This window comes from Rhodococcus sp. BS-15 (genome assembly GCF_000813105.1).
Classification (GTDB): Bacteria; Actinomycetota; Actinomycetes; order Mycobacteriales; family Mycobacteriaceae; genus Rhodococcoides.
On the sequence record NZ_BAOX01000112.1, the window covers coordinates 1 to 13717 of the forward strand.

General features: G+C 63.9%; 18 protein-coding genes and 1 pseudogene. 9 read left to right on the forward strand and 10 right to left on the reverse strand.

What is annotated here, in order from left to right; all coding sequences use genetic code 11:
• Nucleotides 1-92: 92 nt before the first annotated feature.
• The 5 genes and pseudogenes from RHBS_RS14260 to RHBS_RS14275 all read right to left on the reverse strand — a co-directional run bounded on the left by RHBS_RS14260 (nucleotide 93) and on the right by RHBS_RS14275 (nucleotide 3485).
• Nucleotides 93-712, reverse strand: a pseudogene (locus RHBS_RS14260) (TetR family transcriptional regulator).
• 10 nt (nucleotides 713-722) lie between these two features.
• Nucleotides 723-1931 carry an NAD(P)/FAD-dependent oxidoreductase gene (locus RHBS_RS14265; RefSeq protein WP_187298496.1) on the reverse strand — a complete coding sequence of 403 codons (1209 nt, stop codon included), beginning with the start codon at nucleotides 1929-1931 and terminating at the stop codon, nucleotides 723-725.
• Nucleotides 1928-2101 carry a rubredoxin gene (locus RHBS_RS29045; RefSeq protein WP_027495558.1) on the reverse strand — a complete coding sequence of 58 codons (174 nt, stop codon included), beginning with the start codon at nucleotides 2099-2101 and terminating at the stop codon, nucleotides 1928-1930. The genes RHBS_RS14265 and RHBS_RS29045 overlap by 4 nt, the downstream gene beginning before the upstream one ends.
• Entirely contained in the window at nucleotides 2098-2262 is a 165-nt protein-coding gene (locus RHBS_RS14270; RefSeq protein ID WP_128645885.1) for a rubredoxin, read from the reverse strand. Before RHBS_RS14270 ends, RHBS_RS29045 begins: the two co-directional genes overlap by 4 nt.
• Nucleotides 2262-3485, reverse strand: a complete 1224-nt coding sequence (locus RHBS_RS14275) for an alkane 1-monooxygenase (RefSeq protein WP_128645886.1) — start codon at nucleotides 3483-3485, stop codon at nucleotides 2262-2264. Before RHBS_RS14275 ends, RHBS_RS14270 begins: the two co-directional genes overlap by 1 nt.
• Before the next feature lie 455 nt (nucleotides 3486-3940).
• Here RHBS_RS14275 and RHBS_RS14280 point away from each other — a divergent pair, with 455 nt between their 5' ends.
• From RHBS_RS14280 to RHBS_RS14305, 8 genes are all read left to right on the forward strand, one after another.
• On the forward strand, nucleotides 3941-5314 hold the full coding sequence (locus tag RHBS_RS14280; RefSeq protein ID WP_237669217.1) for a DUF4012 domain-containing protein: 1374 nt from the start codon (nucleotides 3941-3943) through the stop codon (nucleotides 5312-5314).
• A complete protein-coding gene (locus RHBS_RS30575; RefSeq protein WP_237669218.1) occupies nucleotides 5308-5769 on the forward strand; it encodes a hypothetical protein in 462 nt (153 codons plus the stop codon). The genes RHBS_RS14280 and RHBS_RS30575 overlap by 7 nt, the downstream gene beginning before the upstream one ends.
• A gap of 34 nt (nucleotides 5770-5803) precedes the next feature.
• Nucleotides 5804-6472, forward strand: a complete 669-nt coding sequence (locus tag RHBS_RS14285) for a GDSL-type esterase/lipase family protein (RefSeq protein WP_187298497.1) — start codon at nucleotides 5804-5806, stop codon at nucleotides 6470-6472.
• Nucleotides 6473-6564: 92 nt separating this feature from the next.
• Nucleotides 6565-6981 carry a hypothetical protein gene (locus tag RHBS_RS14290; protein ID WP_128645888.1) on the forward strand — a complete coding sequence of 139 codons (417 nt, stop codon included), beginning with the start codon at nucleotides 6565-6567 and terminating at the stop codon, nucleotides 6979-6981.
• Between the two features lie 189 nt (nucleotides 6982-7170).
• The gene (locus RHBS_RS30580) at nucleotides 7171-7470 is read left to right on the forward strand and encodes a type IV toxin-antitoxin system AbiEi family antitoxin domain-containing protein (protein ID WP_237669219.1); all 300 of its coding nucleotides are present in this window, start codon (nucleotides 7171-7173) and stop codon (nucleotides 7468-7470) included.
• Complete coding sequence (locus RHBS_RS30585) at nucleotides 7467-7994, forward strand: endonuclease domain-containing protein (protein WP_237669220.1); 528 nt, start codon at nucleotides 7467-7469, stop codon at nucleotides 7992-7994. The genes RHBS_RS30580 and RHBS_RS30585 overlap by 4 nt, the downstream gene beginning before the upstream one ends.
• Before the next feature lie 387 nt (nucleotides 7995-8381).
• Nucleotides 8382-8600: a hypothetical protein gene (locus RHBS_RS14300; RefSeq protein ID WP_037194183.1), complete on the forward strand. Its 219-nt coding sequence runs from the start codon at nucleotides 8382-8384 to the stop codon at nucleotides 8598-8600.
• A gap of 92 nt (nucleotides 8601-8692) precedes the next feature.
• Entirely contained in the window at nucleotides 8693-9802 is a 1110-nt protein-coding gene (locus RHBS_RS14305; RefSeq protein WP_128645889.1) for a GGDEF domain-containing protein, read from the forward strand.
• Between the two features lie 63 nt (nucleotides 9803-9865).
• Here RHBS_RS14305 and RHBS_RS14310 read toward each other — a convergent pair whose 3' ends face one another.
• Genes RHBS_RS14310 through RHBS_RS29755 form a run of 3 tightly spaced genes read right to left on the reverse strand, consistent with a single transcriptional unit; the run spans nucleotide 9866 to nucleotide 11143 of the window.
• Complete coding sequence (locus RHBS_RS14310; RefSeq protein ID WP_128645890.1) at nucleotides 9866-10582, reverse strand: hypothetical protein; 717 nt, start codon at nucleotides 10580-10582, stop codon at nucleotides 9866-9868.
• 52 nt (nucleotides 10583-10634) lie between these two features.
• On the reverse strand, nucleotides 10635-10796 hold the full coding sequence (locus tag RHBS_RS29750) for a hypothetical protein (protein ID WP_236745384.1): 162 nt from the start codon (nucleotides 10794-10796) through the stop codon (nucleotides 10635-10637).
• A gap of 56 nt (nucleotides 10797-10852) precedes the next feature.
• Complete coding sequence (locus RHBS_RS29755; RefSeq protein WP_236745385.1) at nucleotides 10853-11143, reverse strand: hypothetical protein; 291 nt, start codon at nucleotides 11141-11143, stop codon at nucleotides 10853-10855.
• Between the two features lie 445 nt (nucleotides 11144-11588).
• Here RHBS_RS29755 and RHBS_RS14320 point away from each other — a divergent pair, with 445 nt between their 5' ends.
• On the forward strand, nucleotides 11589-12803 hold the full coding sequence (locus RHBS_RS14320) for an EAL domain-containing protein (protein ID WP_128645891.1): 1215 nt from the start codon (nucleotides 11589-11591) through the stop codon (nucleotides 12801-12803).
• Nucleotides 12804-12947: 144 nt separating this feature from the next.
• Here the strand turns inward: RHBS_RS14320 and RHBS_RS14325 are convergent, their stop codons facing one another.
• Nucleotides 12948-13166, reverse strand: a complete 219-nt coding sequence (locus RHBS_RS14325; RefSeq protein WP_128645892.1) for an ANTAR domain-containing protein — start codon at nucleotides 13164-13166, stop codon at nucleotides 12948-12950.
• A 120-nt stretch (nucleotides 13167-13286) separates the two neighbouring features.
• A complete protein-coding gene (locus RHBS_RS14330) occupies nucleotides 13287-13595 on the reverse strand; it encodes a WhiB family transcriptional regulator (protein ID WP_037193923.1) in 309 nt (102 codons plus the stop codon).
• Between the last annotated feature and the right edge of the window lie 122 nt (nucleotides 13596-13717).

The following is a 13717-nucleotide window of genomic DNA, read 5'->3' on the forward strand; positions in this document are numbered from 1 at the left end:
GGAGTTCAGGGGCGGCGGCGGGGTCAGGGGGCAGCGTATGGGAGCGCGGGGGCGGAGGGCAGTGAAGCAGGGGAGAGTTATGGACGTCGAGGTCAGTTGTCGCCGGTGATGGAATCGATGAACGGCGTCAACAGCAGCGCGATGTCGTCTGCGGCAGCGGCGATGTCGTCGGGCGGCTCGGGGATATAGCTCAGGGCCAAGCGCACGATTGCCTTGCTGGCGATGTCGGCGTGTCGTGGACTCGCACCGACCCAGCCGTGTTGGAGTGTTTCTGCGAGACGGTCGCCCGCACGCTCGATGAGCACGGCACTGTCGGTGGTGATGAGTCGGAGCAGATCCTCTGGCGCGTCGTCTCCGTGCAGCGATCGCACAAGCGGATCGAGCACGCTCAATTCGAAGAACGCGGAGAAGCCCTGCTGCAGTGCTGCACGAGCATCATTGGGATGTTGGTACAACGCAGAACCGCACAGGTCCACGAACATGTCGGTCAGCCTGATCGCGTATCCCTGTGCGACTCCCCGCCGCGAACCGAACTCGTTGTACAGGCTCTGTCGGCTCAAGCCCGCGGCTTGGCGATGTGGCTCATGGTGACGGTGCGCCAGGTGCGCGCGTGCAACAGTTCACGCAGGGCATCGAGCGCGGTGTCGCGTGCGAGGGTGGAGGCAGCCACGCGGTATCGACCGGGGGTCGACGTCTGTTCGGCTGCGGGCATGAGCACGACTCTATCGAACGACGGCCTGTGGACCGTCCAACCAGGCCTCCGTCAATTGATCACGTTGGACGGGACTACCGGTCGCGATCGCCGCCCTGACCTGCCTGATGTCCTTCGGGTATCCCACTCCGATTGCCCCGACGAGCCGGCCGTCACGCAGCGCGCATGCGGTGAAGCGACGGTCGGCGATGCTGCCGCGGGCAGTGACGTACTCGTCGTCGGGGCCGGTCCAACCCGCGAACTGGAGGTTGACGCCGTGTTGGGTGGACCAACCCCACGGGACATCGAGATCGCCGGGCTCTACGCCCATCATCGAACGGGCGGCCCGGGCGGCCTGATCCAATGCGCCGTTCCAGTGCTCGCTGCGGTACGTCCCGCCGAGGATTCGATTGGGTACCTCTGCCACGTCGCCCGCCGCGTACACGTTCGGTGTCGAGGTGCGCATCCCCGCGTCGACAAGAACGCCGGATCCGATCTCGAGGCCCATGTCTGCTCCGAGTTCGACGTTGGGCACCGAGCCGACGGAGACCAGCACCGTGCCGGCCGACCACGAACGACCGTCCGCTGCGGTCACGAGAGTTGTTCCGTCACGTTGCTCGGTGAAATCGGTGACGGCGACGTCGCTGTGGAACGCGATTCCGTTGTCGGCGTGCAGGTCGACGTACATCTGCGAGATCGCGGCCGGAGCAATCCGGTTGAGCGGTGCCGCTGCTGCTTCGAGGACGGTGACCTCTGCGCCGAGAGACCGCGCAGCCGCAGCCGCCTCGCATCCGATCAGTCCGCCTCCGATCACCAGGAGTGATCCGGTGCGCAGGATGTCGGCGTGCAAGGGCTCGACATCGGCGACACCGCGGAGAGTGAACACGTGGCACGGCAGATCGAGTTGCCGTGCCCGAGAACCGGTTGCCAGCAGCAGCGCGTCGTACGGAACCGGGTCGCCGGCGTCGAGCAGCACAGTCGAATCTGCGACGCCGACAGCCGTGACACCCGAGCGAACGTCGACGCCGTCGATGGCCGACCCGAGCTGGACTTGCTCGATCGACTTGGTTCCGGTCAGCAACTCCTTGGACACCGTCGGTCGTCGGTACGGCGCAGCCTGTTCACTCCCGATCATCGTGATGGACCCGGTGAAACCCTCTGCGCGGAGTACTTTGGCCGCGGTGTATCCGGTGGCACCCGATCCGATGATCGCGATCGCGTGCGGAGCGGACGTACTCACCCGCGTTCGACCTCGACCATCTCGAAATCGGCCTTGGCAGCGCCACAGTCGGGGCACGACCAGTCGTCGGGAATGTCGTCCCAGCGAGTGCCGGGTTCGATTCCGTCCTCGGGCCAGCCCAGTTCCTCGTCGTACTCGAATCCACACTGAACGCAGCGGTAGAGCTTCATGCCTTACTCCTGAAGTCGATTTTCTCGCGGACACCGCAGTCTGGGCACGGCCACTCGTCGGGTACCTCGGACCATGCGGTGCCGGCCGGGAAGCCCTCGCGCGGAGCGCCGTTGGTCTCGTCGTAGACGAACTCGCACACCGGGCACTCGAAGGCGGCCATCACTTGGCTCCGTGCCGGGCGAGGATCTTCTCCCGCTTGGACGGCTGGATGTTGACCTTCGTGATGTCACCGTCGTAGTGGTCGAGAACGCGGTGGTCCATCACCTTGCGCCACACCGGCGGGAAGTACGCCAGCGAGATCATGCTCGCGTATCCGCTGGGCAGATTGGGTGCCCCGTCCATGCTGCGCAGGGTCTGGTAGCGGCGGGTGGGGTTGGCATGGTGATCACTGTGTCGCTGAAGGTGATACAAGAAGATGTTGGTCACGATGTGATCGGAGTTCCAGCTGTGTTCCGGAGTGCACCGCTCGTAGCGGCCGTTCTCCTTCTTCTGACGCTGCAGTCCGTAGTGCTCGAGGTAGTTGACCGTCTCGAGCAGTGAGAATCCGTAGATGGCCTGAATCACCAGGAACGGCAACACGATCGGACCGAACACCGCGACGAGCACAGCGTAGAGAACCACGGACATCAGCCACGCGTTGAGCACGTCGTTCTGAATGCTCCACGTGCTCTTGCCCAATCGCTCCATGCGCGCCTTCTCGAGCTCCCACGACGACTTCAGGCTGCCCCAGACGCTGCGGGGGAGAAAGGCCCAGAAGCTCTCGCCGAACTTCGAGCTCGCCGGATCCTCGGGGGTGGCGACGCGAACATGGTGGCCGCGATTGTGCTCGATGTAGAAGTGGCCGTAGAACGTCTGTGCCAGTGTGATTTTCGACAGCCAACGCTCCAGGCTGTCTTTCTTGTGACCGAGCTCGTGCGCAGTGTTGATGCCGACGCCGCCCATCACGCCGATGCTGATCGCCAGACCGATCTTGGAGATCAGCCCCAGCCCTCCGTCTATCCCGAGCCAGGACAGGTTGTCGGCCGACCAGAGGTAGCAGGCGAACACCAAGCTCGCCAGCTGGAACGGAATGTAGGCGTACGTGCAGTAGCGGTAGTACTTGTCTTCTTCGAGTGCCTTCATCGCCTCGTCGGGCGGGTTGTCGCCGTCGGGACCGAAGAACCGATCGAGAATCGGGAGCAATCCGTAGACCAGCAGCGCGCCGATCCACCACCACACCGGAGACACAGCGTTCCAGCCGAGCTGGTTGAAAGCCCAGACCAGGCCGGTCGCCAGGAACACCGCCGTCGGCGGAATCAGGCCCATCAGCCAGAGGTATCGCTTGCGGTCGTGCCACGCGTCGACCGGCGCCTGCGCCTGATCGTCGACATTCGATGCGGTCATCGTCACTCCTTGTGTAAGGCCGATCACTGTGGATTGGACAATACACGGGATTTGTCATCGGGTTGGACAAATTCGGAAATTTGTACAAACCAGTGCAGCGCTGTGGCTGCGCCCACAGCACCACCGTTCGGACAGATCCAGCTGCTACCTTCCGTCTCGTTGTGGCCGGTCACAAACGGCCGCAGCACTCGTAGGTCCGTCTGTATCCCGTCGGGGGTACTTCACAACAGGAGTAGCTATGGACATATTCATCGCCAAGATCATCGCCGAGGTCATCATCCAGCTGATCAGCAGCGGAAGTGCCGAGAGCGGCACCACCGCGGTGGGCGCACTCCTCGGATCCTGACGTCGACGGCTGCGCCGGTCGTGCACCGGCGCAGCCGCCCGAGAGTCGTGTCGCGGTGAGAGGACGTCGTTTGTAGTCTTAGCCGCAACGAAAGGGCACCCATCCAGCCATGAGCTACGACAACGACTACCCGTACGGCGACCATCGCAGCTCTCGTAGTCGCAGCAGGCGTCGTCGTTCCAAGAAGAAGACCGGTCGACGCATCCTGCTCGGTGTCGGTGTGTTCGTCGTCGTTGCGCTCGGACTCGGTGCCTGGCTCGCCTACACGGCCAATACCGCGTACACCTACCTCAATCAGGCTCGCGACTATGCCCAGGCAGCGAAAACTGCACTGCTGGCAGGGGATACGCAGAAGGCCGAGACCTCCGTGGACGACGCGGTGCGTACCTCGACCCAGGCGAAGGACGCCACCGATTCGCTGATCTGGAAGGGTGCCGCCGCGATTCCGTACGTGGGCCAACCGCTGGACGTCGTCTCGCAGATCACCGACGTCGTCAATGGGCTGACCGTTGACGTGCTGACGCCGTCGGTCGAGGTGGGGGCCACACTCGATCCGAGTCAGCTGCGCGGTCCCGACGGTGCCATCGACATCGCCGCCCTGCGCGACGCCTCGCCCGCGCTGTCTCAGGCAGCGGCTGCGGCGGACGTACTGAACGCGCAATCCCAGGCGATCGAAGAACCGACGTTCGTCGCGCAGGTCGGCGACGCTCGAATTCAGTTGCAGGATCAGACGCACGAGCTGACGACCCTGTTGACCAACACCGACATCGCCGCCAAGGTGCTCCCCGCGATGCTCGGTGCCGACGGCCCCCGCAATTACTTCATGGCCTTCCAGACTCTCTCGGAATCTCGCGGAACCGGTGGCCTGATCGGCGGACTCGGCATCGTGCGCGCCGTCGACGGCAAGGTCGCGGTCGACTCGCTCGGCAGCAACCGCGAGCTCCGAATTCCTTACGATCCCATCGATCTCGGTCCGGACTTCTTCAACACCTACGAGAGTCGTTTCCAGCCCACCCAGAACTGGCAGAACAGCAACGTCAGTCCCCACTTCCCGTACGCGGGCCGGATCTGGCAGTCCATGTGGGAGCAGGAAACCGGCGAACGTGTCGACGGCGCTCTGGCCACCGATCCCGTTGCCCTCGGCTACATCCTCGACGTCGTCGGCCCCATCACGATGGGCGACGGAGAGGTGATCGACGGATCGAACGTCGTCCAGATCACGCAGTCCGACGCTACTTCCGCTTCGAGGACGACAACACCGCGCGCAAGGCCTACCTCCAGGACATCGCCGCCCGGGTGGTCGCGAAGATGCAGGGCAACATCGGATCTCCCAGTGCGCTGCTCGAAGCACTCGGCAAAGCCGCCAGCGAAGGCCACATCGCCGTGTGGAGCGCGGACCCGGCACTGCAAGCGATCCTGGGTCCGACCAAGATCGGCCACGAAGTTCCCGACAGCCCCGACCCGTACGCCGCGGTGGTGGTGAACAACGGTGCAGGCGGCAAGCTCGACTACTACCTCCAGCGCAAGGTCACCTACTCCGCGCAGTCCTGCGACGGCCCGACTCGGACCACCCGCGTCGTCGCCGAGATCACCAACAATGCCGCACAGCAGGACTACACCACCTACATCGCCGGCCGACAGAACGACTCCACCCGGTACGACGGACCTCCGGGAACCAATCGATCGGTGGTGGCGCTGTACGCAACTCAGGGCGCGACGTTGACCGATGCCACCATCAACGGAACTCCCCTGTTTCTGCTGACTGCTGCCGAACGGGGCCATCCGGTGTTCTACGTGCCGGTCGTCATCGAGCCGGGACAGACCAAGACCATCGAGTACAACCTCGTCGAACCGACCGTGGCCGGCGAGGCGCAGGCACCGGTTCAGCCGCAATCGGTCCCGGCAGCGACCGAAGTGGACTTCCCCGACTGCAACTGATTCCCCGCGTCACCCGTAGGGCAGAATCCCCAGCGTGCGAAGAACTCGACTGTGGATCGCCGGGGCACTCGGGTTGGCGCTCGCCGCCGCGCTCGTGGCAGGGCCACTGAAGAAGCCAGTGCTGACGGTCCGCAACGCGCACTGCTTCGGGTGGAGCGTCAACGACACCGGGCCACGGTTGGTGACGCTGGGAGACTCTATGGCGCAAGGCAATTCACGCGTCGACTGGGGAATTCACGGCAACACGTCGTGGTATTCGTATCTCGTGTGCGGAGACAGTGCTCCTGCGGCCGACGGCGGCAACTTGGGAATCAACGGCGCGACGACGACGCAGATCCTCGCCCGAACCGACGAAGCATTGGCAGCGAACCCGGACATCCTCGTCGTCAACGGCGGCACCAACGACCTCGCCAGATCGGTACCGCTGCCCCGGATCATCGACAACCTACGCACGATTCTCGACCGGGCACACGACGTCGGCACGGTCGTGATCGCCACGGTGCCGTCGTCGCGCAAGGTCAGCGCCGACGATCTGAACGACGAAATTCGAGCACTGGTCGCCGAGCGCGGCATACCCGTCGCCGAATTCGCGCCACTGCTCGCTCGGCCCGGAGCCACCTTCGACGGCGTGCACCCCACCTCGAGCACCGCTGCAGCCATGGCGGCCGAGGTTGCTGCAGCGGCCGGCGCATCGATGCCGTAGCCGTGCTGATTCTCGGGCGAGCTGCTAGATTCGCCCGATATGCACCGAATGTCGGGGAGGTATTCGGTGGAATTGTAGAAAGCTGGCAATCGATGACCACACGTCGTCAAGACGCGTGCATCGATATCTCGTCGACGATGGCCGTTCAGGATCTCGCCCGAACGGTCGTCGACACCGCCGAACGTAGTTTCGGTCGATGGGGCATCGAGTATCTGGGACCGGACGGCACCCGCCTCTGGTTCGGAGTGCACCGTCTCGTATTGGGCAGAAGACGCGACACGGTGATGCGGTTCATCGTCACTGTCGACGCCGATTTCGATGGCGCACAAGCGCGTTCGCAGATCGAGCAGTTCGTTCGCAGCCCGGCATCGGGCACGTTCGTGCCCATCGGCCCGCGACAACTGCGCGGGTACCCGACCTACCTCGCGTATCTGCGTGCGATGCGGACGGCGGTACTCGCTGCGGATCCGGGGGCGCACGTGACGATGGTGCCCGAAGTGCGGACCTGAGCGTTCGCAAGCGTGCGAAGAACGCGGAATGCCGCCTCGCGGAGTCGATAGTGAACGCTGAGGTGCGGGCCGCCTGTGGATAACCCAAAACTATCCACAGGTTTCGAAAACGGCACTGGCGCAGTCGACGTCGATCGTTCACCGTATCGGTATGGGGGTACACACGGCGTCGATCTGATGGCTCGGGGGATGAGCCGCAGCACCATCACGCGCAGAACTGCCTCCGGGCAACTGATTCGAGTGCTGCCCGGAATCTATGCGAGAAACGAGCCCGACTACCTGGACCTGTGCACGGCGGTGACTCTGTGGAAGCCCGACGCTGTGTTGAGCCATCTGACCGCGGCGTGGGTGTGGGGATTGGTCGAGGAGGAGCCGCCGCAGGTCACGGCAACAGTGCCGCCCTCGGCCCGGCAGCAGGCACCGTCGTGGGTGAAGATCCATCGACGACGCTCCCTGACTCGGACCGTTGCCGAGGTCTTCCGGTGGTGACGTTGGCGCAAGTGTTCGTCGACGTGGCGGCAACTCTGACGGGTGATGAGCTGGAGAGGTTCTTCGACACGGCAATCGCGCGGCCGGCTCTGCGGCGTCGGATCGCGACGGTCTGCGAGCAATCTCGCGGGATGTTCGGCATGAAAGCCGTACGGAGACAACTGCGTCTGTGCTGCCTCGGCACTCGATCCGAGGCCGAGCGAGTGGTGGCACGGGCACTGTCCGCTCGACATTTCTTCATGGAGATCAATGCGCGGGTAGGGCCGTATTTCGGCGACCTCGTGGACTTTCGGGCTCGGGTGATCGTGGAGATCGACGGACGCGAGTTCCATACGTCCGGCCAGGCTTTCGACAGCGATCGTCGGCGCCAGAATCGGCTGGTCCTGGAGGGGTGGCTGGTTCTGCGCTACTCGGCGGTGCAGGCGATGGGCGACACGCGACGCGTGGCGGACGAGATCATCGAGGTGGTCAGGCGACGTCGACGTTCGATCGATGCCGTCGGCCGGGCATTGCCGCGGACCTGAGCGTTCGCAAGCGTGCGAAGAACGCGGAATGCCGCCTCGCGGAGTCGATAGTGAACGCTGAGGTTCGTGATCAGAGGCGGCCCTGTTGAATCGCAACGACGACGAGAGCGATCACGGCAATCGTGAGGATTGCTAAGAGCGCCAAATGAATTGGATCGGTCGAACCCGGTGGTCGAACTCCGTTCGGACCCCTTTTCTGGAGCATGTCACAGACTGTAGGTCACTTTCTCGGATTGTGCACAGGATGGGTGGTACAAACCGAGGGCCGGCCTTCAGAAATTCGCACATGTGTTCGATCACGAGTAGAGTCGGACTCGGCGGAGTTGGGAGGGAAGCCCGGCTCCGCCGCCCAAGTGTGGAAGGCCCAGTGAAGTGGACGGTGATCCGATGGACGACGTACTGCGCAAAGTCGAGGAACTGAAGGCGTTGGTCGTCGAGCTCGAGGCCCTGGACCGACAACGCGTCGGACTGGGGGATCGGCTGGTGGATCTGGAGCATTTCTTTCGCAGAGCCGGGTGCCCCGAACTGTCCCAGCAAGCCCTCGATGCGTTCATGGTGACCTACGCGGGCCGAGTGTTCGAGTTGGCCGACGGTATGCGGGGATAGGCGCAAGTTTTCCACTTTGCGGACCAGGTGGTTTCGTCTGTGGTTGACTTGCCCATCCGCGTCGTGACCCTCAGGAAAGCTGCTCGAGACCTGTGAACAGTCTTCGCCAATGGTGGTCGCTCCCCGTCGACTACGGGTGGAACGTTGCGTATGCACGGTCCCAGCAAGCACTGCACGTCACCCGGATTCTCATCGGGATCTTCTGCTTCTTCTACGCGGCGGCCGCGGTGATCGCCCTGACGATCCCGGGTCTCGCAGACAGCGGCCCGGGGCAATGGGCGTTGTGGTCGACCATCGTCACAACGCCTCCGCTGGGGTTGGCCTGGCTGATCGGCGGCTGGCCGAGCTGGCGCATGTCGATCGCATTCGTGATGTACGCCTATATCGTGCTCGCCGCAGTACTCCTCACCCTCGACGAGTCGTCCGAGATGCTGCCGTTGGCCGCACTGTTCACGGTGATGGGCAGCTACGTCGTGGGTTTCCACGGCCCCAAGGTGTTCACCGCTCATCACCTCTTCGCCTTCGTCACCCTTGCCGCCCTCTATGTCTCGGCCATGGTCGAGGAACCGGCGCAGCGTCTGCAGACCAATCTCTACCTCGTGATGCTGATCCTGGTGATGTTCTCAGCCCCGCTGATCTGCCACTCCTTTCTGATGCTGCTGCGCCGCGACGCCACCGGCGCGTTCTACGACCCGCTCACCGGACTGCAGAACCGCCGGGGATTCGACGCGGCGATCGGCAACCTCGACCTTCGATCCGGGATCGAGACAGTGGTGGCCGCCGTGGTGATCGACATCGACAACTTCAAGGCCGTCAACGATCGATACGGCCACGAGCACGGAGACAGGGTCATTCGCCTCACCGCGAACCGCATTCTCGATGTGTTCCCGGCGCCGGCCGTCACGGTTCGACTCGGCGGCGAAGAATTCGCGATCGTCTGCCTGAGCGAAGTCGACTCGGTGATCGATCGATCCGAGGAACTGCGAATCCGCCTGTGCGACGCGACCGACCGGTCCCCCTTGACGGCATCGATAGGCGTCGCCCACATGGTTGTCGAGGCGCGGGACATCGTAGGGGACGTCGATGTGCTGCTCGGCCGAGCCGATCGAGCGATGTATCGGGCCAAGCGGATCGGCGGCAACCGCGTCACGGAGTACGAAGACGGGGAGCCGTCGTTCCATCCGGTCGACGAACGGCAGTGAACGACGGCGTCGACCGAGTTCCGCGATGGAACCGGTCGACGCCGCCGATCGAGGTGCGAACTGCTACGCCACCTCTGCCGCAATCGCGGACCGGGTGCCGACGTCGAAGACCGGGTTGGTCAGGTGCACGTCGAGGGTGTTGCCCGGACCGGCGATGATCGCGTTGAGCACCGAGGTGAACGCGCCACAGTTCTCGAACTGCGGAATCGTGTAGGTGCCCGTGACATGTGAGTCGGTCTGGTTGTTCTGGATCAGGTCGATCGCATCCAGCGAACCGGTGAGGTTGGCGGTGGTTTCGGCGGTGACGCAGTTGCTACCCGCCGGGATCAGGTCGACTGCAGCCGATCCGGCGGACCCGGTGTCGATGCCCAACGGCTTCACCGAGTCGATTCGAATTTTGAAGCTCTGCTCGACGTCGAGATCCAACGTGGGTGCCTCGGCGGGTCCACCCTGGACGAGGGTGCCGGAGACCGGGGTCGCGTCGATGATCGAGATGGTGAAGTTGGCCAGCGTCGCGGGTCCGAGTTTCAGATCGGCCGACGCCTGCGGAAGGGCGAGCGAACCGGTCACCGTTCCACCGACCAGGTCGACATCGGTCACCAAGTCGGTGGTGGGGAACACCACCGGCTGACCGGTGTTGGCGATGATCGTCGTCGTGTCGGCCTGGAACGTGATGGGAAGGGTGTCGGCAGCATTGGCCGGGGCGGCGACGAGCGTGCCCAGGGCGATGCTCGACGCCAATGCCGTCATCGTGACAACAGTCTTGTTGCGGATCTTCACGTGTTCTCCTTGTCGAGAATGGGTGGTGCGGAACGAGATGGGACGGGAGGAGTCAGGACAGGGTGAAGGCGGGGTTGGGCTGGACCGACAGGCTGTTGACGGTGCAGTTGCCGGACATCGGCTGGTTCGTCGCGGTGAGCGTGTTGGTCATGTTGTCGAACGATCCGGCCAGCGTGGCGGGCCCGCAGTTGTAGCCGACCAACGAGAAGCCCACGTTCGAGACCTCTCCGGTGGTGGCGCTGGTGGGGGTGAGAGTCCAGGGCAGGTTCTTCAGCTGGGGCAGGCCGCACAGACGGTTGGAACCGCTGATCTGGCGTCGGTGATCGATGCCGAGGAGCCGTCGGCACTGGTGGTGCCGGACAGTGAGATGGAACAACTCACCGGCACTCCGAACGAAGCGGGTGTGCTCACGACGATCGTGCCGGGCGCCGTGAAAGCGGTGCCGGCAGGGGAGATGGTGGCGGCACCGGCGCTGGCGGCACCGAGTGTCGCTCCGGCGATGGCAAGAGCGGCAATTGCGGCGGAGAGCGTGCGAGAGCGGGTCGGCGGGTTGAGCGTCATCGATCGATCCTCCAAGTCGGAAAGCGGCTTGGGACCCCCGCGAGGGTCCGGCGGTGCCGGTGTTCCGGCAACCGGGAGGGACGTTAGGGCGACGAAACTTCTGCAGAAATTGCTACGAGACAAGTCTGTGACAAGTCACAATCCGGTCGGTATGTTTGTTGTATGCAGTGGTAACGGAATCCGGCGGACGTCTCGGAAATGCACTGCGACATCGGCTTTCGGACCGCTTTCGTGACGACCGTGGACCTATTGTTCCGAGGGGTAGAGGCGGCCCCGTTGTTACCGTTGCGTTATGCAAAGTTACCCAAACGAGATAGTTGTGATTGCGTCGATGACACCTTCGACGGCGAACATGAGTGAGCGAAGAGAAAAGCATGCTCGACAGGTTTGAAAATGGATGTGCCCCCGCGTGACGGGGGTCCCTTTTTCGTGTCAAACTTCAGGTGTGACGTTCGCGCTGGCCGAAGCAGGATCTGCAGTCGACACGGACACGGGAGAGCTGACGGTGCATCCGTATTTCGCCCCGGTCTGTCGACTGGACAACGGCGCGCTCGCAGCGATCGAAGTTCAACTTCGCGGTCCCGAGAACGGTCCGCTCGCCTCGGCTGACGCGCTCAAGCGCGCAGCCAGAGCAATGGACGCCAAGCGCGAACTCGACGCTCTCGCGTGGGGTGTGGCTCGAATCAACCAGTCGGTGCGGTTGCCGATGCTCGTCTCCATGGACGTCGACTCCCTGGCCGCACTCGATTCCGCCACCGAAGAACAATTGCGCCGAGACATCGTGGTCGTCACCGAAGCGGCACTCGTCGACAGTCCGGCCCGCACCCTCGCAGCGATCGACAAGGCCAGGCGCGACGGCAAAGTGGTGGCCGTCGACGACGTCGGTCGTCGGCCGCAGTCGATGACTCTGCTGCCGCTCATCGAACCCGACGTGATCATCCTTGCCGGATCGATGGTGTCCCGGCGCCCCGATCTGGCCACTGCGCGGACCGCTCATGCCGTCTCGGCGCAGGTCGAACGAACCGGCGCGGTGGTGGTGGCCAGCGGAGTCGACACTGCACTCCATCGCACCCGCGCACTCGGACTCGGAGCGACCTACGGGGTTGGCGAGTTGTATCCGGCGGCGGAAACGACGGAGGAGCTTCCTGCCGACGCGGCCGAGGTGATGCCCCCGTTCCCGACCTGGAGCACACCTGCCGTCGCCGCCGAATCGCCGTACGCCATCGCGTCCGCGGGAAAGATCGCCACCCGTAGCACCAAGCGTCTGCTGGTAGCGATGAGTACGTCTCTGGAGATGCAGGCCGCGGCCGCTGGGCCGGAAACGTTGGTGCTCGGCACTTTTCAGCGGGCGGAACACTTCACCGCGACCACCCGCGGGCGGTGGGTCTCGATGGCCGAGCAAATCTCGTACGCCGGCGTCTACGGCGTCGGCATGGGCTACGTGCAAGAGGGTGGCATCATGCATGCGCCTCTCGATCCGGTGGATCCACTGGTCGAGGAGTGGAACGTGGTGGTCCTCGGCCCGCACTTCTGTGGAGTGCTCGCCGCGATCGATCTGCACCGCGGGGAGGTCGACGCCGACCGGGAGTTCGACTATGTGATGTCGTACGACCGCGCGACCGTAGTGCGTTGCGCCCGAGCTATTCTGGCGCGCTTCTGAGCTCTCGCACGTAGCTGTCGACCGGCTATGTTTCGGGTGGCCGCGTCAGGGCATACGGCACTCAAGTGATCGTGTAGTCCGGACTACCCCATTGCCCAGGCTTCGCACGTTGAAAAAACAGCGTGCGAGGCCGAATTTCTTTTGCTACCCCGCCGACGCCTGCCTGACGTGGTCGAGCGCCACCTCGCGAAGCTTGCGGTTGGTCTTCTGCGATTGCTCGACAAGCATTTCGAATGCGGCCTGTGGGCCGATGCGATGGACGGACATCAAGATCCCCTTGGCCTGCTCGATGGGTGCTCGGTCGTCCAGAACCTTCTGCACATCACACGGCCAGTCGACGCGAAGAGCCCGACCTGCATTCATGCGTTCAATTGTCACCCGAGCCGGGATGCCGCAGGTCGGACACCGAAAGACGCGCCGAAAACGCGTCGAACAGAGTTGTCGACGTGATCTGATCAGTAGCGGTCCGTTACCGGGCCGTGATCAGGCGGCCGGGTTGGACAGCGGACGTCCGATGAGAAACTCGAGTGTGCGGTACGCGTCCGTGCGACGGCCGTTGCTCGCATTGTCGTGATAGGCCGCACCGGCGACGACCACACCGACCGGAATGCGACCCGACTCGATATCGCGAGCCGTCTGCTCGGCGCAGTTACGCAACACCGGGCAGTCGGCACACAGTCGCCATGCTTTTTCTGCGCGTTTGCGGCCGTGCCGAGGAAGTTGCTGCGAGTCGTAGGCATCCATGTCTTCGATGCACGCACCCTTGAGGCGCCAGACCTGGTCATCCGTCATCGTCGTGATCCGTTTCGCGTCGTGCCGATCGTTCCACGACCTCTGTTCCCCGTCCGGATCAACTCGAAACACCCAAATGCCTTGCGCCCCCGCAGGCCCGCCGGGGTCAGGCCGGGCGACGA

What these genes read in the sequence shown, in the direction of transcription:
- RHBS_RS30580 (WP_237669219.1), top strand. Translation starts at nt 7,171, where the DNA reads ATGAGCCGCAGCACCATCACGCGCAGAACTGCCTCCGGGCAACTGATT.
- RHBS_RS29045 (WP_027495558.1), bottom strand. Translation starts at nt 2,101, where the DNA reads ATGAAGCTCTACCGCTGCGTTCAGTGTGGATTCGAGTACGACGAGGAA.
- RHBS_RS14300 (WP_037194183.1), top strand. Translation starts at nt 8,382, where the DNA reads ATGGACGACGTACTGCGCAAAGTCGAGGAACTGAAGGCGTTGGTCGTC.
- RHBS_RS14280 (WP_237669217.1), top strand. Translation starts at nt 3,941, where the DNA reads ATGAGCTACGACAACGACTACCCGTACGGCGACCATCGCAGCTCTCGT.
- RHBS_RS14290 (WP_128645888.1), top strand. Translation starts at nt 6,565, where the DNA reads ATGACCACACGTCGTCAAGACGCGTGCATCGATATCTCGTCGACGATG.
- RHBS_RS14330 (WP_037193923.1), bottom strand. Translation starts at nt 13,595, where the DNA reads ATGACGGATGACCAGGTCTGGCGCCTCAAGGGTGCGTGCATCGAAGAC.
- RHBS_RS14275 (WP_128645886.1), bottom strand. Translation starts at nt 3,485, where the DNA reads ATGACCGCATCGAATGTCGACGATCAGGCGCAGGCGCCGGTCGACGCG.
- RHBS_RS29755 (WP_236745385.1), bottom strand. Translation starts at nt 11,143, where the DNA reads ATGACGCTCAACCCGCCGACCCGCTCTCGCACGCTCTCCGCCGCAATT.
- RHBS_RS14325 (WP_128645892.1), bottom strand. Translation starts at nt 13,166, where the DNA reads ATGAATGCAGGTCGGGCTCTTCGCGTCGACTGGCCGTGTGATGTGCAG.
- RHBS_RS14270 (WP_128645885.1), bottom strand. Translation starts at nt 2,262, where the DNA reads ATGGCCGCCTTCGAGTGCCCGGTGTGCGAGTTCGTCTACGACGAGACC.